The following is a 17117-nucleotide window of genomic DNA, read 5'->3' as shown; positions in this document are numbered from 1 at the left end:
CGGTCATGTGCTTCTTGAGCATATCTGGGGTCTAGTACCCTTCTGTCGTGTGCAGCCTCAGCATATTTGAAGTCAAGAGCATTTCGGTCATGTGCTTCTTGAGCATATCTGGGGTCTAGTACCCTTCTGTCGTGTGCAGCCTCAGCATATTTGAAGTCAAGAGCATTTCGGTCATGTGCCTCTTGAGCATATTTAGGATTTAACCTCGGATCTAGCTTACTACCAATTGGTAGATTAAAACCTGGGGGTGGAGGTGGAATTGGAAGTGGCTTACTAATTGGCGAATTGAACCCTGGTGGAGGTGGTGGAGCTGGGAGTGTAGACAATTTTTCTACTGCGTCCACTGAGGAGTTAACGAGTCTCAGCAATTCTTCATTTGCTTCTTGCATCGAGCTTTTGATACCAATCTCGAAGCCTTCCCCAATATGTTCTCCAATCTGCTCAAATTCTTTTGATGGTGAATGAATGCCAAAGGTTTCTTTGGTAGTTTCTATGATATTTTGAGCCATCTGTTCTGCTGATTCAATGGCAACAGGTGCAGATTGCTGAATACCCAAAGTTATGCCTTTGGATAGGTTTGCTCCAACAGAGGCCCCTTCTTTATCTAGTCGTGCTAACTCCTTATCTACAGAATTCATCAAATCAACCGAATTGCCCGACTTGCCAAGCTCTTGTTGTATTTTTTTGGTCTGAGTCGTGATAGTTTTTTTGGCAATGGAAGCAGCATTGGTGCTGTCAGATTTTTCTATTTTTCCATTGCCAATGAGTATTTGTCGAATTTCTTCTAGCTCTTTTTTCGCCCTAGCTGCATATTTTATAAAATCCTGAATTTGTTTGTTGACTTCCGTGAAGTCACCCAATTCTTGAGAAGCTTGTACCTTGTTTTTGAAAGTCTCAGAGTATTCTTTGAATCCACCTTCGATTTTCTCAGCATTGCTTATAAGATGCTCATTTTGCGCGAAAGTGTCCACGGGGAGTATCCCCGGTGGCGCATTTCGCGCAAAGTCTGCCACGTGGAGTACTCCATGTGGCGAGCTTTGCGGCTTTGACAAAGCTTGCAGTTGCTGCTGAGGTAAAGTTGGTTTAGACTCCGACTCAAGGCTTATTGGGGAAGCTGGAGTTGATCCAATTGGCTCGAATGACAGGAGATTTAGCTTGTCTTTTTGAGCTAAAATTTCCGGCGCGATCGCCTCACCATTTGTAACAAGCTTGACTATGGCACCTTGAAGTTCTTCGAGGTATTTAAGGTATTCTTGAGCCAGCTTGTCAATGTCTGCTGGTAAATCGGTGAATACTTGCGATCGCAAATAATTTATCAGTCCCTTAAAGTCTTCTACCCGCTTGGTGGCAACTGCTGAATCTTTTGTATAGAAAGAATAGTCGGCATTTTCTGGAGCGCCTTGGAGTCTAGCAACAGTTCTATTTAGGGCTGGCGTTTCTGCTTTTACCTTAGAAATAGCCCTAACAACTTTGAGTTGCTGCTCCGGCTCATAACCGTTTAGCTGTGCTTCATTTATACCAAGAGGTTTAGCTAGAACGGCGGCTGCTTTTGATAAGACCTTTTTGGCGGCATCATAAAACTGTTGGGCATCAAGCGCTAGTCTATCCCCTGATGCCGTCAACTGAGGTATCGAACGAGCACGAGGATTTTTATCTATTGCTATTTTTGGATCTGGGGCATTGCCAAATAGAGCTTTATTTTTAGCCAAAAAATCTGCCACTTCACCAAAAGATTTCTCGACACGCTCAGGAGGAACTGAAGTCGGATCAGCAATAAATCTCTGCAACCTATCTGTATGCTTATTTGTTGCTACTTTCCGATTGGTTAAGGAGAATATGTCTTCTTGGGCTTTTATCGTCCCCTGTGGCGGCACAAACCCGGTAAACATTTCAGACATTGCACCCTGGACAGATGGATTAGCAAAATACCTTTTGGGATTATGCACATCCATTGAAGTGGTATCGGCAAAGTTAGGAATGATTGTTGTATTTTTTGTGGGCTTTAGTAACTGGAAGGGAAAGCCCAATGGATCTTGCTCCCCAATCATTGCTCTATAGTTGGGGTTATGCCTTCCTGTTAGTCCATAAACTCCAGCCCCTAAGCCAATGCCTTTCGTTTTTCCTCCTGCATCGGTATCAAACTGGATAGCTTGTTCTAAAGGGTAAGTCCCACCAGAAAAAGTAACAGCATTAACAGGTTTATCGGGATATTTGCGTTGCACAGCCCTTGCGTAAGCTGCGATTCTAATCGCGTCTGGACTGTAGCCTTTTGCTCCAGTTCCAACAAGCTTCTCTGTATTTTGAAGCGTATCCAGTAATGCTGGTGGAACATCCATCCCCAGAGATTTAATGAAATTCAGTAATTCGCTTTTAGTATCAGTCGCTTTTCTGTCGGTATAAGTGTTGGGTATTGGAATTACCCGTGAGCCAGGTAAAACAGTCTTTGCTAATTCAGCAATTTCGTAAGCACCCCTACCGCGTTGCTTTTGGAAACCACCAGTTACTAGCGTTACAGTTGGCTCAGTAATTTCAGGAATTTTTAACTTTTGAGATCGAGCTTCAATTTGGCGTTGAGCCTCGAAGCTCATGACTTTATTTTTAAACCCAAAAGGAATTGCAGCTAACTTAATCGCTGTTCCTACTGCTTTAAATTCAGCCTTGGGCTTAAGTTCTTCTGTAAATTGCTCAGGAGTTAATTCTCTGCCCTGTTCCTTAGCTTTTTTGGCTGCTGCTACATACTGTTTTTTAAATTCTCTAGGGCCAGCGGAACTGAGTTTACCAAAATCAACAACTTTCTCAATTGTCCCTGGAGCTACAAGCACCTTCAAGTCTGCAAATACATCTTGCAGTTCCTTGACAGCATTTTTGGCTTTTCCAATTGGGTTGCCTTCAATAAATAAAGCGTCAATAGCTTTAGCTAAATTCCAGTCTGCTTTAGATAAATCAGTTAGATTTATACCAATATCGCTCAGGTTAGCTTTGAATTTACCCTTTAAAGCACTGTTAACTCCTTTAGCAATACCTGCACCTAAGCTCTGTCCCAGCGGTAATCCAGCGCCTAAAAACAATCCAGCCCCTGCTACCTTAAGTGGCAGCATAACCATACTTAAAAGTCCGCCAAACAAACCCTTGCTTTGAGTTTTTCTGACGGCATGGGCAACAGAATCAGCGATAGAATCACTTAGTTTTTTTGTAGAATTGCCACCAATTTCAACATCAACGGAGGCAACAAGCCCACTCGTTATTTGTCCTTGCAGTTTCCCCGTGTCAGCTACTAATCTAACTTTGGCGCTGATATCAATCGCTCTGAAATCACTAGTTATTTTATTGACAACCGCACGAGTATCAACAGATTCCAATCCCTGTATCAATCCCGCGATCGCATACTTACCAATCTCCCGAAAAACTTTTGAAGGTGATTGAATCCCCAATTGAGATTTAACCGACTTCACCATTGAATCAACGGCAGATTTACCCGCGCCTTCAACGCCAGAGAACCCCTGAATAAACCCAAGAGCCGCATATTTACCAACTTGCTCAAATTGCTGCTTAACTTTCGCCTCATCAACTTTAATATCAACATCAACCGGACTAATTCGCCCAAGTCGCCGCAGCTTTTCTTGAAAATCTTTAACGTTTGGCGCTAAGTCAACCTTGATGGGGTCAATGCTCGTTGATAGCTTCTTAATCTGCTGGTCAAAGCGGCTAGTATCTATCTCTAAGGGAATGAAGATGGGCGATTGAGTTCGCAGTCCCTTGATTTGTCGTTCAAAATCCTTGGTGTCAAGCTTGATGCGATATGCGATTTGACCAGCATCAGTCGCTTGCAGCTTTTTGAGGTCGTTGTCAAATTGGGAACGGTCTAGGCTGAGTTGAATTGAAGCGGAACCTAAGCTTCCCATGACCTGACTTTTTACTTACGTCATGGCTTAAGTTCCCTCAAGACAAAAACCACCCGACTATCGGGTGCCTACGGCAAAAATTGATTACAGATGCAATCGTCAATCACCGCCTTACATCCCCACCCTATAGAGGAATGGGGTATTACGGCATTTTGATAAAGACTGATTCCACCCCATGAAAAATTTTTCACCAGGTCAGGCGGCCTCGTCACAATCCCGCCCCCACAACCTGACAAGAGAAGAAAAATCATTCATGATCTTGGCGGTATCGTCTACTCTCTTTGGGGGAAGAGACAGAGAGCGATCGCAGCGTGTTGGCGAGTTGTAAAATGTGATCGCAATTTTCAGCACAATTTGGATGCGCGAGGATAAAAGCGATGCCTTCCCTTCGGGACACTTCGCGAACGGCGAGCTGCGCTAACGCTCTGATTAGCACTGCAAGTTTAATCTCCGTCTTTCATCTCAGTCAAAGTTTTATCAAGCCTATCGTTGGCTTCCTTAGCAAATTGGATGCATCGCGCGCTCGTTGCCATTCCTCCAACGGCAGTAAATGTTCCTTCTGTAACTTTGCCTGACAGGAGTAATCCGGCTCCGATAAGGCTAATGCAAGCAGATAAAGCAGTGGCAGTTAGGGCAAGGTTAAAGCTGTAGCGTGCTTGGCGTAGGCGCTCTTGGGCAATGTAAAATTCGACTGGCAAATGACTCATAAATTTTATTGTTTGTGTGTTTAAGTTCACACTTCCAATATCGAACCAAAAGCCTGTAATCTTGACTATACAAAGATTGTGTTGTAAATAACTTGTGATTTATCTATGATTATCTGATGCTTTAGTTTTGATTGCCTAAGCGATCGTTTTTTAAATACTGAGTCATATTATGACAGACCCAAGCCCTAGCAGAAAAAAGAAGAAAATAACTATCACAGCATCTGTAGAAGGTGTTGACGTGGCAGAAAAAGCTTTGATAAGGATGGGGTTTGAGTCAAAAGTCAACTTTGCAAAGTCTCAACTGTTGGCTCCCAATACAGTGACAAATTTTTTTGGGCGCAAACCAATTCAGCTTGATTCCCTTAAAAGGATATGTGAGGCACTGGAATTGAACTGGAGAGAAATTGCAGGGTTAACAGAAGAAAAACAACCAAAGCAGTTATCAACAAGTAGTTACAGTAGCCCTGGTAGTGATGGGGTGGTAGAGCAAATGCAACCAGAACACCGTCAAGTAACTGTAATAGATAAACAAAGTAAAAAAATTAAAGCAGTTATTACCTTAAAAGGTGATATACATTCAGTTCAAAACTGGGAATTTATTCAATCTGCTGTACGAGCATATCCAGGTGACACTATAGAAATTACTGATATCAAAGAAGGCAGCATCAGATTATTTGTCGAAGGTTCTCCAGAGGATATTGAGCGGCTTGTATCTCGCATCAAATCAGGAGAACTAAAAACAGTAACAGGTTTTCCTGTCGAAGATGTTCAAGTTTTGAGTGAAAGCTCAGATAATGCAAGTGCCGAATCTGATGATAAATGGCGCTTAGTCCAGGAGATTGTTAGTCAGCCGATTAGGATGCGACAGTTGATCGGTGCCGACCTCAGTGATGCCGATTTGAGCGGTGCCGACCTGAGCGGTGCCGACCTCAGTGATGCCGATTTGAGCGGTGCCAACCTGAGCGGTGCCGACCTGAGCGGTGCCAACCTGAGCGGTGCCAACCTGAGCGGTGTCACGTGGAGCATTGCCAAAAAGTGGGGTGCCAACCTGAGAAATGCCGACCTGAGTGGTGCCAACCTGAGTGGTGCCAAAAAGTGGGGTGGCGGCATCTTGGGCTTTGCTTCCTACTCACTAGGTGTTGCGGCGATGATAGGCGGAATTTTAAATGATTACTCATCAAATATTGATTACTCGTCAAAACAAGACCTTGCTGAAGCTGCCGCAGATATTCAACAGCTTTTGACTCAACTGCAAACTCAAGGATATAGTCAAGAGCAAGCCCAACAACAAGCCGCTCAGGACTTGGCAAAGAAAGCTGATAATGACCCCACAGTTTTAGGCAAGTTGGTTAAATGGGGACAGTCATTAAGTGATACTGCCACTAAAACAACTGTAAGTGAAGCTGCAAAAGAAGTTTTTAAGATAGCGCTGAGACTATCGGGCATACCCATACCATAATTTTTAACTATGACTCGGTTATCTGGCAAAATCGCACTAAATAAATCAACAACAAAGACCCCATGAAAAATTTTTCATGGGGTATGTGCAAACTCGCCATCTAGCACCCACGCTTCACCCAGTACTGGAACTTTCACCACTCCCCCATCTGTGACAATATCTCCGCTTGCTTCTACAAACCCCAGCGGAAACCTGACCAAACCATTATCAACCACTGGCTGTAGCAGCACTAACCCTTCACCAATCCACACAATAGGCGTACAAGGATCGCTATTGCGGGATTTAACAAGTTTATCCACAGGGGCGATCGCCACACACCATCCTGGCAAAATACCAGCATCAGCCAGAGCGAAGAACGCATTAGCAGCAATACTTGAGATGCGTAGGCTGTGCCCGCCTTTGGCATCGCCCTCATCTTCAATAGGTGTGAAATAGAAGAAATCGCTAGGTTTAGCCGCTTCAGATTTGGGGTCACGATTGCTATTGACAAAACATGAAGTCAGGGTGGCGATACCTAACTCAGCTAAGTGCAATTCTTCGCGGTGTAACTTTGCGCCGTAGTGCAGCGCTTGGAGGATTACCCAGGTTGGCTGGTTACCAAATCTTCCTTCACTGAATCTTTCTTCTTGCGGCCAGTAGCGGCGGACTCGCCAGAAAATTTCTCCCCAGTCGGCGTCTCGCTGGTCTCTGTCGAGTTTCCCAAATCTTCTTCAGTGATTTGGGTTGCCACAGCAGGCCAGCCAGCTTCCTCGTTTTTAGCAAATTCAACTATCAAGTCCAGTAATTGCGGATGAATTTGATTCGGTGAGCTAGTATTCTCTACTTGCCAATCAGGTACTAACCGTTGAATTACCGCAGTAGCTAATACTAAGTTGCGTTGGACTTGATTCTCATCCATCAAATCCTGAAAGCTTACGAACTCCTCCAGATATTCTGCTAGTGACTCGCTATCTCCCTGAGTTAAAGCATTATAAATATCAATTACTTTGTTGCCTGATTTGGTGGCAATATCTTTTGCTAACTTCACCGCCGCCATGCGGATATCTACAAGGTTGGCTGATTTGATGAATAGGCGCTCGTTGGGGCTGAGGTCACCGTATTTTGGCAACTCCAACTCACCAATATGGGAATTACCAACGGTGACTTTTTCAAATTCTTCTGGAGTTGTCTTAAAGGGGAGCTTTAACATCTCAGTTATCAGTTATCAGTTATCAGTTAACTGAGTTCCCCATCTGCCAATAAAAAAGGTGGCGATCGCCACCTGCGCGTGGAGACAATAAAAGCTAATCGTGAAACTTTACAAAAAACGGGTGTTCCTGAACACCCGCAGTTCCTATTCCAATAACAAGAGTAATTTAAAATTCAAATATTATATTGCGCTTGCTACTTATGCTAATAGTAGAAGAATTAAGTGTCAACCTCTTTGTACAATCCCGCAAATAAAGCATCTATAAATTCTTCCAAATGAGTCGGACGAATCTTCCAGCCTTTACCTATTTTTTTACCCGATAGATTACTAGCATTCAAGTGCTTATTCAAAAATCCTTTAGATAAGCCTGAAAGCGCTGCTGCTTCAGTCAACGTTAGCACCATCTTAGAGCGGATTGCAGCTAATTTATAATGCTGGGCAATACAAGCACTTGATTGCGCTAATGCCTCTATATACTCCAGTCCCTCCCCTAAATATTCAGGTGCGACAGACTGCGACAATGCCGTGTCGTTCTGTGTCGCAGTGATAGCTGGGCGGTATAGAGGCTCTAATTTTTGCCCCTTAAATCTTATCAATTCATCTTTATCAAAATCGCGCCTACCCTCAACATAAGTAACCGCGATTTTCTTCGATTTGACATGACGCTCGACCGACTTGACAGAAACGCCTAAAAACTGAGCAGCAGTTTGAATATTCATATTTCAACTCCTTTCGACTACGCTACCTCGGCTTACCTTGGCTACGCGGTTTCTAAACGTAGTCGAAGGGCAGTAGAAGTCACTAAATAGCAGTTGCGACACCCTACGACAACCCTATTGTCGCACAGTGTCGTAGTGAAGCATCCCGGTCAAGTTGTTTCAACGCATAGGGAATGCCGAACCCGAAGGGTGCGTCAAAACAGGCATTTCCTGACCTCCTATCAGCTTTGCTGTCAACATAAGAGCGTTACTTGGGAGATGTTCTTTACCAATACTCAAACTGGCCGCTAGTATAGCTTTTAACTCGGTTTCCGGCAGATATTCAATGATGATCGCGATCGCTTCCTTCAATTGCTCACTCGAATCAGTCACTTCCACGTCAATAATCTCAGTATCCACTCTTTCCTCAAGCAACTGAGATTCAGGAACTAACTCTTTTTTTACAAAGGCAAAATCACCCCCAGAAGTTTTGCACAGAAGGATATCACCGTGATTCAACTCCTGCTTAACAACAACCGTCTGTCCGTAACATGGGTGGTTTTTTAGTGCAACCTTATACTTTGTGGCTGGCTCTGGTGGCGGTGCTTCTGACTTTGGCTCGTTGCTGACTATGGACAAAGCGCCTCTGAGAGAAAGTAGTGGTGACTCACTTTCGACACGCGTGTCTAAACTGGCAGCGATTTTCTGCCAGTTTTTGGCAATCAGCATCAATCGATTGGCATGACGATGTGTGAAAACACAGCTTTTATTAACCCACTCACCAAACTCCCCATAAGGTAAAAAATTCTTGACTTGAAGTAGCATTTCTCCTGCTTCTTTATCAGCAGCGATCGCTTGAGATAAAGTATCAATTCCAGCTTCATACAATTGCTTTGAACGTTCAAAAGCTGAGTTTATATTATTAGCTATTTCTAATAAATTATTCATAATTCATCTTGTGTTAAAGCAATACGTAGTTTGACTAATCCTAGATTAATGTAAGCTCTAATTTTCTCTGGCGTAGCATGATGCCGTTTGGCAATATCCTGAATCGAGTTATTGCTGAAAAATTTTTCAACGATGGCAGTCCGTTGATTGACTTGTAGTTTATTGAGGTGTCTCAGCACAGCCCTATCATCAACTTCATTCTCATCGACTTGGATAGGTTCATGCAGAAGCTCGTCTAGGCTGACAGTTACATTGCTATCAAGAGATTCTATCTCTCGCCATTTTTCTTCATTTATCCCTAATCCCAAGGCAATTTGCAAGGCATCAGTTTCTCTACCGAGAGACGCCAAAGACCTCTGCAATCTCCGTACTTTTGCTTTAGTTTCAATAGCGGTGCGCGGCAATTTTACTAATTGCCATTGGTCACGCAGGTGGTGTTGAATTTCCCCTTGAATGTATGGAATTGCAAAAGAGCTAAAAGCATTTCCTGTATTTGGATCAAAGCGATCAGCCGCCTTCAAAAGCCCTATATAGCCTAATTGATATAAATCTTCATAAGGTTCACGGCACACCTGGGACATTCGATGTACGACCTTGTGAACTAATTTTGCATTTGACTGAGCTAACTTGTTCCGAGCAGTAACAGCAGATGACTGCATATTTTTGCAACCAAATAATATTAATAGGCTATTTGGTGTTAATGGCTACAGGCAATCGAGGGAATACGGAAAATATACTTTTGCTTCATAAAGTTCAATTTCCTCTTGGGGAAAATGTACTTGACAACTGCTTATTTTCCGCTGTTAACTATCCCCACAAATTATCGTGGCTAACTGCCCAGTAAGTAACTTTACTTGCCAGCCAATTAATAGCTTGACTTGTGCTGTCTACTTGGTCATCATTGCTGCCATTGGGAAAAGTGCTAAATTCCCCTACGTAGTCGCCCACCCATGAAGCAATGCTGGGGTCAGGCAGAAACACGTTACCAGCTTCAACAAAGGGGGCGATCGCTACTGCACGAACCAATTTTCCGCCAAGAGGTTCAATGGCAATGAGTCCTGGGATTTCACGCTGTAACATGCTAATCACAGCTGGCCCGTTGGCTTTATCTTCAATAAGTTTGGCGGTCGAGTTGGGATACCTGGCTGATAGTGCGCGGATTGCGGCGATGGTGGCGTTGATGTCCATGCGATCGCGTACTTGGTCGAGCAAGTAAAATTGTCCGCCACGCTTGCCCCACACTTGCCCCACGACGAAATCAGACTTTTTGGAATCTTTGAAGGTGCAATCCCATGACTGGATAATCAGATCAAAGTCACTGGGAGCAACTTTGTAATACTGCCACCACGAACGCTTGAAATGTCCACCATCAGCAGGAGCCGGTCGCTGTTGGTGTTGACCAGCGAAGCCATAAGATCCAAGTGCCTTCTTCTCTTGCTCCAGTACAACGAGAGAAAAGCGCTCTGGAAACATCAACTCGCCTGGCTCTGTTCTAGGGTCAATCCAACCTAGAGCCGTAGGAAGATGCGCTTTTTCAAATTCTTGAGGGATACAAAGATGCTCCCAGCCGCCTTGCTTTAAAACGTGCCCTGACAAGTCAAGCTCATGGAGACGCTGCATTATCCCGATTCGCACAGACGATCGCAAATCGTTCACACGGTTTCTGATCGCACTATCCCAGCGATCAATAACTCCCTGGCGAATAAGTTCAGAGTTTACTTCTTGGGCATCGTGTGGATCATCCCAGATCAAGCTATCGCCTCTCGCGCCGGTGATGCGGCTATTAAAACCAAAAGCACTGCGTACACCGCCTTTAGTGTTCCAGAAACTTGTTTTGGAATTATTATCATCTCGCAGTTTCCAGTCAAGCGAGAACCGTTTTTGATACCACTCACTTTCAATTACATCTCGGCAATAAACACTATCACGCAACGCTACACGAGGATTAGCTGAGAGGAAAATAGCTCTCCAAGATGGGTCAATTGTCCAAAACCAAGCGGGAGTGCAGACAGAAAGTACCCTGGACTTGAGACTACCCGGCGGCACATTCAAAAGCAAATTTTGAATTCTTTGCTCATAATTCGGATCGAGCTTGTGCTTATGCCAATCAAGCAAAGCTTCTTGGATGTGCCAGCACATTGCATCAATATGCCAATTCCAAAGTAACTCGGTGCTGGGTTCGATTACCTGCCAACTTTCTTTAACAAAATTTGCAAGGGAGAGCGCTACTTTGACTGTCTCTGGTTTTGCAGATGCACAAGCCGCTTCCTCCCACTGCTGCCTTACGCCCTTCTTCTTTGCCACGCATTGTTTAACTCAGTTAAAAATTCTTCAGGGCTAATATCAAGCTCAATGGCGCGTTCGACTAAATCAGCTACAGTTTCAGGTTTGAGTTTGCGCTTGAGTTCGATCAGTCGTGCGATCGCCCCAGCAATCCCACCTTTAGATTGATCTAAGGCTGCTGGAAGTGAATCATGAAGGTGAGTGATCGCAGCTTCCACAGCAAACAGATCGTCAATGGGTTCGCCGTCGTGCCGTCTAAAATCTAGTCTGGGATTTTGGGCTTTAGGTTTTGGCTGTAACTGAATAACGTTTGAAGCTGGTTTTTCGGTTGTCCGCCACTGAGGAATGCGATCATCTACGGAGCGTTTGCTCACGCCAAAATGATCAGCGATCGCGTTACTACTCGCTCCAGTTTGCTGCCAGTATTTTCTAATTTCCTCCCAGTCGATTTTTTTCGGCATTGCAAAAAGATGTTGCAAAATAAAATTACTTGTATCCTGTAATTCCCGTAATACAAAGGTTGTGTTTTTTCATGGGGTTTTTTATGGCTGAATTTCCACCACAACGCATCGAAGATGCCCTAAAATTTTGCTGCTGCTCACCCTATCGTGATCGCCAAATTTGCATTTACGCAGGTGGAGGTAAGTAAGTTGGTGTAAAAAATTAAACGCTTGTAGTAAGCCTTTTAGCGTTGAAGCGCTTACTACAAGCAAATTACAGAGCTTTATTTTTCTTTATATAGTTTGCTTTATTTAGGCCAACTTACTTAGCAGCAATCAGCATGATATGTATTGGGCGTATATTATTTTTAATGAAAATGGCGATCGCATTGCTTACGAATACTTACCAGGTGATTGCCTAGATGTTGATGCTGGGCTGAGATTTTGTGAAGCGCTAATCGACAAATGGGACGAGCCTGTGACTTATGAGGATATCAGGCTATGGCGCGATATCTGTGAGTACTTGAATCAACGGAAAATTCCCATTGGCTCACACTATATAAAGCTCAGAATCCCAGGATGCGATTATCTCGTGGATTATGATCGCACCCACAGACAGAAGCTTTGGGAGAAATACAAAATCCAGCTAATCATTTATGAAAAATTTTCCAAGAAGCATGATGGTTGGGCACTGAAGGGTAATTGGGAAGATAAAATCGACTTTTTAGAGCAGGTTTATATTTTGGGGCACGATCCAGATAGCCTGCCTCGCTCTTGGCTTGATAAGTGGGAGGGAAAGCAGCAAGCCAAGAAATATCAAGAATTGGCAAATACTTTAAAAGGTATAGAGCGAAGCTTAGAAAATATTAATCAGTGCCAAAAATGGACGACATCAGGGATATTTGATTACTTTTCAGGAGAAGCTTACATACTCAAAGGCCAATTAGAACACCTGGGCTATCGTTGTAAGGAAGCTAGAGGTTTGTTGTCAACACTATTAAAAAATGAATCAGATTGAGAGAGTTGAAGAGGGTAACTACACGTTGCATCTATGGTCGGATGCTACGCATGAAGTCAATGTCAACCCAATTAAAAGTTTATTGAATTTAGTAACTCAACAACTGGGTTTTTATTCGCAGATTGATGCTCGTTATTACCATTTTGAGCGCAGATGGCAGATTCGTTTTTCTTGGCAATCAGAACCTTCGGGACGGCAAAGCTTTGAGCAAATCTTAGACCACAGCCAGCTTGCTTGTGCTAATGCTACGTTTCTTGAGCGTTTAGCCCTTGATCTTGGCGATCGCATCAGAAGATCCGTTGTCGCCAATGACAGTCAAAACTGGGTTATCGTCAGGTGGAGAGATGGTTTCCTAGCTGGAATTCATCAGGCGGGAAGAGCTTCAGTTACCTTGATTTTATATAGCTTCACTCAACATACAGACTTTGCCAGCAACCACCCAAAAGTAACAATTGAAGCGTGGATACCTGGCAACGCCATCGTAAGGGGTGGCGGTGTAGAGGTTGACGGAATGCTGTTGCAAGGTGAATTGCTGGAATGGCTCAAAATTGGCGAAGAAAGGCGGTTTCGCTTTTCTCCCAATACTCAGCAAGCCCTAAATATGTCCGGTAGCTCGCCAGATGAAATCCGCATCACCTTTACTACCTGCCCAAAAAATAACAGACTGGCTTCTTTTGGGCGAATAGCTCAGATGATTGAGCAAGGGCAGATCGAGATACTCAGAAGTGGATATTTTGACCGATGGCTGGGATCGCCACCATACTTGGAACGCCCAATTGAGCTTCCCAGACTACCAAGAAGAGAAGGAGCGATTGTCTCGGAAGAAAATCGTCGCTCATTTGGACGATTGTTAGACGAATACGACGACATCCACGCAGATAGTGATTACGTTGGACTTGGATTGCGGACTTGCAAATATAATGCAGGATCAAGAATGTTACGCTGTGCCGTGAACCCATGCGGCCCGTGCGAAGGTTGCCAACATTATGAAAAAATTTGACTGGTTTACGATACTAGGAGCGATCGCCATTACCGAAAACACCATCTGTTTTATTATCCAAGGTGGTTGGCTGACTGTCATGGGGCTAATATTTGGTGGTATTTGGGTATGGGTGGCGTATTGGGACTGGAGGAATAGGCGTATAACCTCATCGTTGGATACTGCAAGCCGGAGTCAAAGTGCTGATATACATTCAATGTGTGATGTATTTCGGCAAATAAACAGGGCTGGAGTCACGATTGACGAATTTTCCAGTACCTTAAATAATGCCTGCCAAGAACCCCATTCCATAGGCGATGTGGGGTGCAAGTGGAATGCGCGATCGCCTCATCTCCGGTGTGCTATAAATCCCAGTGGGGAGTGTCAGGGATGCAAGGACTATGAGAAGCTTTGACAGATATCGGTACAGAGAAGCATTTTGCCTGATGAAGTATGCTGCTGAGGACGGCAGTGAGGTGGAGTGGATCTGGAATAGTCGCGATGGTGTCACACCATTCTGTGTGAGTAACCGCGCTGGGGATAAAATGCTGAAACACGTTGACTGGTATTTAGACCGCCGCCTTTTCAATTATCAACCACTAGCGTGTGAGCGCATCTTTGTTGACTTGTCGCCCGAAAGAGCCTGGCATTGGGCACAGCACCGAGTAGAGTATTTTTGGGATAGGAATGATTGCGCTCATATCCGCGAAATGTATGGCACGAAGGAGAATGCAGTTGAGGGGTTTATCGCCGATGTGGGTGAGGCTCCTGATTTAGTGGAGTTTGGCAGTCTATCATCACCTAATAACTATGCCTCAAACCCATCACAGCACAAATAGGAAACAACCTGATAGCCAACGATCCACCTATCTTAATGCCGTGGTCAGCTACTGTATCTAGTCCCCAGTCACTACCACCTTTGTAAACTGCGAAGTCCTGGTTGAAACCAATTCGGGCTACATAGCAAGCATCGCCGTTATAAGCGTAGAGCCGGGTTCTAGGCTGAAGATCGGCAACAGTTGCACGGGATACGTTGATGTAGTTCATAGTCCGAGGTAGTTACTACTAGAATCCTCTGGATTGCTTTCCAGGTAAACATTCGTGACACTAATATTACTGTGTCCTAGTGAGTCCCGCAACAAGTCAATGCGTGCGCCCCCAGCGTAAGCGTGCTGGGCATGAGCGTGTCTCAGCCAGTGGCAAGAGACTTCAGGCTTGACCCCAGACGCAGCCGCAGCTTGTTTAATTATTCGATGTGCTGTTGTCCGTTCTATGGCGTTGCCTCTAACTGAGACAAACACAGGGCTGCTTTCATCGACATTATCCCGCAACTCTTCTATCTCTGCCCAGACCGTTGCTGGCACTAATACCGTTCGTGTCTTGTCACCTTTCCCCAAGATAGTTACTTGGATTTCCCCAGTATCACGCTCATAAAAATCACTCCACAGCAAAGGGCATATCTCGCTTACCCGCATCCCAGTTGCATAAAGTAGCCTCAAAAAGCAGTAATCGCGCAACTTCACGTGAAATGCGCCACGGGGAAGATTCCCCGTGGTCACTTTCACATTTTGGCGCTTGGCGGTCAGCTTCAAAACCTCTTTCTTTTTGAGAATTCGACCAGCCAGTGAGTTATTGGCTTTGGGTATTTTTAGGGCCGCCGCCACATTGAAGCGAACATAGTTTAATTTGGCAGCAAAGCTGTAAAGCGACTTCACAACATTCAGTTTGCGGCGCTTGGTACTTAATTTAATGCTTTTTTCATCCAAGTGATTGGAGTAGCCTTGCAAATCTTCTAAATCGCACTCTGCCAATCCTTTAGCTACAAACTCAAAAAATACTTGTACATCGCGACGGTACTCTTTTTGGGTAGAAATGGGCCGTCCGTGCAACCACATCTCAATGAGCTTTTGGTCAGTCGAGACGCGGGAAATGGAACTCATGAAAACCTTAAAAGACTACGGTTTTAGAGTTCCAAACACTTTATGCTACAAAATTCATGTTTTGTTGCATAAAGTTTTAAGCTGCAACAGACTTCTCAAAATCACCAGCCACTTTTTCCTTAAAAGCTTTTCCAGCCGAAAACCCAGGCACTCTAGTCGCTGGAATATCCATTTTCTCGTTGGTTTTCGGGTTACGACCTTCGCGTGCAGCTCTATCGCGTCGCTCCCAGCTCCCAAACCCCGCCAGCATCACCTTATCATCATCAGTCACGCTTTCCATAATTGCCTCCAATGCAGCTGTCAAGACCGCATCAGCTTGTTTTTTGGTAACACCAGCCTTTTCAGCTACAGCATCAACTAATTCACCTTTGTTCATGTGCTTCTACCTGCAATTTGCATTCAACACAGAGGAAATCTAGCACTGACTCTTCTTAGGGAGAAAGGGAGAGAAGGAAAAAAAGAACGTAAGACATGAAAATTAACAATGCTCAATTGATTTCCTTATTGTTTGATGAGCCAGAATTGCGATCGCTCCTCTCAGAAACAAAACCTTATATTTCAAGACTTGATGGACAAACAATCCTGCATCTGCGATGTCTGAGACTTTGCACTCTTAAGACTTTGCTCCAATATCGTCAAGAACTAACCCAGAAATTACAACCACTCCTGAACTTTGAAATATGCTTAGAATGTGAGGAAACAGGAGTTGATAACAGTATGGTTACAGTTGCAGAAAAATTAACGAATGTTGATAGCACAGGTACGGAAACAAGATTTTTGAGTTTGGATATTTTAGTAAGAGCCACCAATAAAACCCCGGTTGAAGTGAAAAAACTGCTAGGCGTTGCCAAAGAGGTAATTCATCCAACTGAAGATGGAGCAGAAATGATAACCGAAGCCGCTTTTAATGGTGTGGTTTTACAGTGGGCACAGTCTCTCAAAAATGACGCTACAAGCTTCAACAATGGTGGCACATCTGAAAATCAAGACGGATTTCCCCTACCCCCTAAACCACCTAAGCCATCAACTCCTCGTAGAGCAAAGACTAAAATTTTAGCCTCTAAACTAACTTTTGAGGACATCATCAAAACCAAGACTGGCAAAAAGGTAAATATGCCAAACTTGACCCAGAAGGGAGTTCAGGAGACGCTAGAGAATTTTTTTAAAAAAGTCAACATACAAGATACGAGCAATGTTGATGTCATTAGCGCCTTCATCGAAGGCACAAGTGAATTTGGCATAAGCCTGAGAAAAGAGCTACTTTCCGCCTACGAGCTATTCACAAAGGAACCCAATATCCAGGAAGTACAAGAAAGACTGGTTGAGGGCGCTAAAGTGATGTTAGAAAGTATGGCAGCAGCGGCAAACCAAGAGTAATAATATAGACGTGATCACTTAAACCCGTGCATTATGCTTGTTGGGTGTGGACAAAGCGATCATGTTTGGCAGAGTGGCAGAAATAGTAAATGCAAGTTGAGGCTTCATGCCTGACTTTCCTGGGTAGTAACCAGAATGGATGCAGGTGCAAGTCCTGCCTTTGCCTTTGAAAGGTCA

Annotated in this window: 18 protein-coding genes; 6 read left to right on the top strand and 12 right to left on the bottom strand. The window is 44.2% G+C overall.

Annotated features, from left to right (window positions below; genetic code table 11):
* A partial coding sequence (locus V7K21_RS20300; protein WP_335177054.1) for a hypothetical protein occupies positions 1-3902 on the bottom strand: 3902 nt, incomplete at its 3' end.
* A gap of 443 nt (positions 3903-4345) precedes the next feature.
* Entirely contained in the window at positions 4346-4609 is a 264-nt protein-coding gene (locus tag V7K21_RS20295; RefSeq protein ID WP_335177053.1) for a TRADD-N-associated membrane domain-containing protein, read from the bottom strand.
* A gap of 169 nt (positions 4610-4778) precedes the next feature.
* Between V7K21_RS20295 and V7K21_RS20290 the strand changes: the two genes are divergently transcribed.
* The gene (locus tag V7K21_RS20290) at positions 4779-6068 is read left to right on the top strand and encodes a pentapeptide repeat-containing protein (RefSeq protein WP_335177052.1); all 1290 of its coding nucleotides are present in this window, start codon (positions 4779-4781) and stop codon (positions 6066-6068) included.
* Positions 6069-6142: 74 nt separating this feature from the next.
* Here V7K21_RS20290 and V7K21_RS20285 read toward each other — a convergent pair whose 3' ends face one another.
* The 7 genes from V7K21_RS20285 to V7K21_RS20255 all read right to left on the bottom strand — a co-directional run bounded on the left by V7K21_RS20285 (position 6143) and on the right by V7K21_RS20255 (position 11647).
* On the bottom strand, positions 6143-6601 hold the full coding sequence (locus V7K21_RS20285) for a hypothetical protein (RefSeq protein WP_335177051.1): 459 nt from the start codon (positions 6599-6601) through the stop codon (positions 6143-6145).
* Between the two features lie 44 nt (positions 6602-6645).
* A complete protein-coding gene (locus tag V7K21_RS20280) occupies positions 6646-7257 on the bottom strand; it encodes a hypothetical protein (protein WP_335177050.1) in 612 nt (203 codons plus the stop codon).
* A 218-nt stretch (positions 7258-7475) separates the two neighbouring features.
* Positions 7476-7976, bottom strand: a complete 501-nt coding sequence (locus V7K21_RS20275; RefSeq protein ID WP_335177049.1) for a helix-turn-helix domain-containing protein — start codon at positions 7974-7976, stop codon at positions 7476-7478.
* A 159-nt stretch (positions 7977-8135) separates the two neighbouring features.
* Complete coding sequence (locus V7K21_RS20270) at positions 8136-8903, bottom strand: DUF3102 domain-containing protein (RefSeq protein WP_335177047.1); 768 nt, start codon at positions 8901-8903, stop codon at positions 8136-8138.
* The gene (locus V7K21_RS20265) at positions 8900-9562 is read right to left on the bottom strand and encodes a sigma-70 family RNA polymerase sigma factor (protein WP_335177046.1); all 663 of its coding nucleotides are present in this window, start codon (positions 9560-9562) and stop codon (positions 8900-8902) included. The genes V7K21_RS20270 and V7K21_RS20265 overlap by 4 nt, the downstream gene beginning before the upstream one ends.
* Before the next feature lie 148 nt (positions 9563-9710).
* A complete protein-coding gene (gene terL / locus V7K21_RS20260; protein ID WP_335177045.1) occupies positions 9711-11207 on the bottom strand; it encodes a phage terminase large subunit in 1497 nt (498 codons plus the stop codon).
* A complete protein-coding gene (locus V7K21_RS20255) occupies positions 11186-11647 on the bottom strand; it encodes a hypothetical protein (protein WP_335177044.1) in 462 nt (153 codons plus the stop codon). Before V7K21_RS20255 ends, terL begins: the two co-directional genes overlap by 22 nt.
* Positions 11648-11972: 325 nt before the next feature.
* Between V7K21_RS20255 and V7K21_RS20250 the strand changes: the two genes are divergently transcribed.
* The 4 genes from V7K21_RS20250 to V7K21_RS20235 are packed head-to-tail and all read left to right on the top strand — an operon-like array spanning position 11973 to position 14462.
* The gene (locus tag V7K21_RS20250; RefSeq protein ID WP_335177043.1) at positions 11973-12644 is read left to right on the top strand and encodes a hypothetical protein; all 672 of its coding nucleotides are present in this window, start codon (positions 11973-11975) and stop codon (positions 12642-12644) included.
* The gene (locus V7K21_RS20245; protein ID WP_335177042.1) at positions 12631-13644 is read left to right on the top strand and encodes a DUF6464 family protein; all 1014 of its coding nucleotides are present in this window, start codon (positions 12631-12633) and stop codon (positions 13642-13644) included. The genes V7K21_RS20250 and V7K21_RS20245 overlap by 14 nt, the downstream gene beginning before the upstream one ends.
* Complete coding sequence (locus V7K21_RS20240) at positions 13631-14038, top strand: DUF6464 family protein (RefSeq protein ID WP_335177041.1); 408 nt, start codon at positions 13631-13633, stop codon at positions 14036-14038. Before V7K21_RS20245 ends, V7K21_RS20240 begins: the two co-directional genes overlap by 14 nt.
* The gene (locus tag V7K21_RS20235) at positions 14025-14462 is read left to right on the top strand and encodes a hypothetical protein (RefSeq protein ID WP_335177040.1); all 438 of its coding nucleotides are present in this window, start codon (positions 14025-14027) and stop codon (positions 14460-14462) included. Before V7K21_RS20240 ends, V7K21_RS20235 begins: the two co-directional genes overlap by 14 nt.
* On the opposite strand, the gene V7K21_RS20230 is transcribed toward V7K21_RS20235, so the two are convergent.
* The 3 genes from V7K21_RS20230 to V7K21_RS20220 form a co-directional block, all read right to left on the bottom strand.
* On the bottom strand, positions 14425-14670 hold the full coding sequence (locus tag V7K21_RS20230; protein ID WP_335177039.1) for a hypothetical protein: 246 nt from the start codon (positions 14668-14670) through the stop codon (positions 14425-14427). The genes V7K21_RS20235 and V7K21_RS20230 overlap by 38 nt on opposite strands.
* A complete protein-coding gene (locus tag V7K21_RS20225; protein ID WP_335177038.1) occupies positions 14667-15563 on the bottom strand; it encodes a tyrosine-type recombinase/integrase in 897 nt (298 codons plus the stop codon). The genes V7K21_RS20230 and V7K21_RS20225 overlap by 4 nt, the downstream gene beginning before the upstream one ends.
* Before the next feature lie 76 nt (positions 15564-15639).
* Positions 15640-15939, bottom strand: coding sequence for an HU family DNA-binding protein (locus tag V7K21_RS20220; RefSeq protein WP_335177037.1), 300 nt, complete (start codon positions 15937-15939; stop codon positions 15640-15642).
* Positions 15940-16034: 95 nt separating this feature from the next.
* On the opposite strand from V7K21_RS20220, the gene V7K21_RS20215 reads away from it, so the two are divergent.
* A complete protein-coding gene (locus V7K21_RS20215) occupies positions 16035-16940 on the top strand; it encodes a hypothetical protein (RefSeq protein ID WP_335177036.1) in 906 nt (301 codons plus the stop codon).
* Positions 16941-17117 lie beyond the last annotated feature (177 nt).

It is taken from the genome of Nostoc sp. (genome assembly GCF_036919595.1).
Lineage (GTDB): Bacteria > Cyanobacteriota > Cyanobacteriia > Cyanobacteriales > Nostocaceae > Nostoc.
This window is presented reverse-complemented; position numbering and strand designations above follow the sequence as displayed.

What these genes read in the sequence shown, in the direction of transcription:
- V7K21_RS20230 (WP_335177039.1), bottom strand. Translation starts at nt 14,670, where the DNA reads ATGAACTACATCAACGTATCCCGTGCAACTGTTGCCGATCTTCAGCCT.
- V7K21_RS20290 (WP_335177052.1), top strand. Translation starts at nt 4,779, where the DNA reads ATGACAGACCCAAGCCCTAGCAGAAAAAAGAAGAAAATAACTATCACA.
- V7K21_RS20265 (WP_335177046.1), bottom strand. Translation starts at nt 9,562, where the DNA reads ATGCAGTCATCTGCTGTTACTGCTCGGAACAAGTTAGCTCAGTCAAAT.
- V7K21_RS20270 (WP_335177047.1), bottom strand. Translation starts at nt 8,903, where the DNA reads ATGAATAATTTATTAGAAATAGCTAATAATATAAACTCAGCTTTTGAA.
- V7K21_RS20215 (WP_335177036.1), top strand. Translation starts at nt 16,035, where the DNA reads ATGAAAATTAACAATGCTCAATTGATTTCCTTATTGTTTGATGAGCCA.
- V7K21_RS20245 (WP_335177042.1), top strand. Translation starts at nt 12,631, where the DNA reads ATGAATCAGATTGAGAGAGTTGAAGAGGGTAACTACACGTTGCATCTA.
- V7K21_RS20225 (WP_335177038.1), bottom strand. Translation starts at nt 15,563, where the DNA reads ATGAGTTCCATTTCCCGCGTCTCGACTGACCAAAAGCTCATTGAGATG.
- V7K21_RS20250 (WP_335177043.1), top strand. Translation starts at nt 11,973, where the DNA reads ATGTATTGGGCGTATATTATTTTTAATGAAAATGGCGATCGCATTGCT.
- V7K21_RS20275 (WP_335177049.1), bottom strand. Translation starts at nt 7,976, where the DNA reads ATGAATATTCAAACTGCTGCTCAGTTTTTAGGCGTTTCTGTCAAGTCG.
- V7K21_RS20280 (WP_335177050.1), bottom strand. Translation starts at nt 7,257, where the DNA reads ATGTTAAAGCTCCCCTTTAAGACAACTCCAGAAGAATTTGAAAAAGTC.
- V7K21_RS20295 (WP_335177053.1), bottom strand. Translation starts at nt 4,609, where the DNA reads ATGAGTCATTTGCCAGTCGAATTTTACATTGCCCAAGAGCGCCTACGC.
- V7K21_RS20235 (WP_335177040.1), top strand. Translation starts at nt 14,025, where the DNA reads ATGAGAAGCTTTGACAGATATCGGTACAGAGAAGCATTTTGCCTGATG.
- V7K21_RS20255 (WP_335177044.1), bottom strand. Translation starts at nt 11,647, where the DNA reads ATGCCGAAAAAAATCGACTGGGAGGAAATTAGAAAATACTGGCAGCAA.
- V7K21_RS20220 (WP_335177037.1), bottom strand. Translation starts at nt 15,939, where the DNA reads ATGAACAAAGGTGAATTAGTTGATGCTGTAGCTGAAAAGGCTGGTGTT.
- V7K21_RS20240 (WP_335177041.1), top strand. Translation starts at nt 13,631, where the DNA reads ATGAAAAAATTTGACTGGTTTACGATACTAGGAGCGATCGCCATTACC.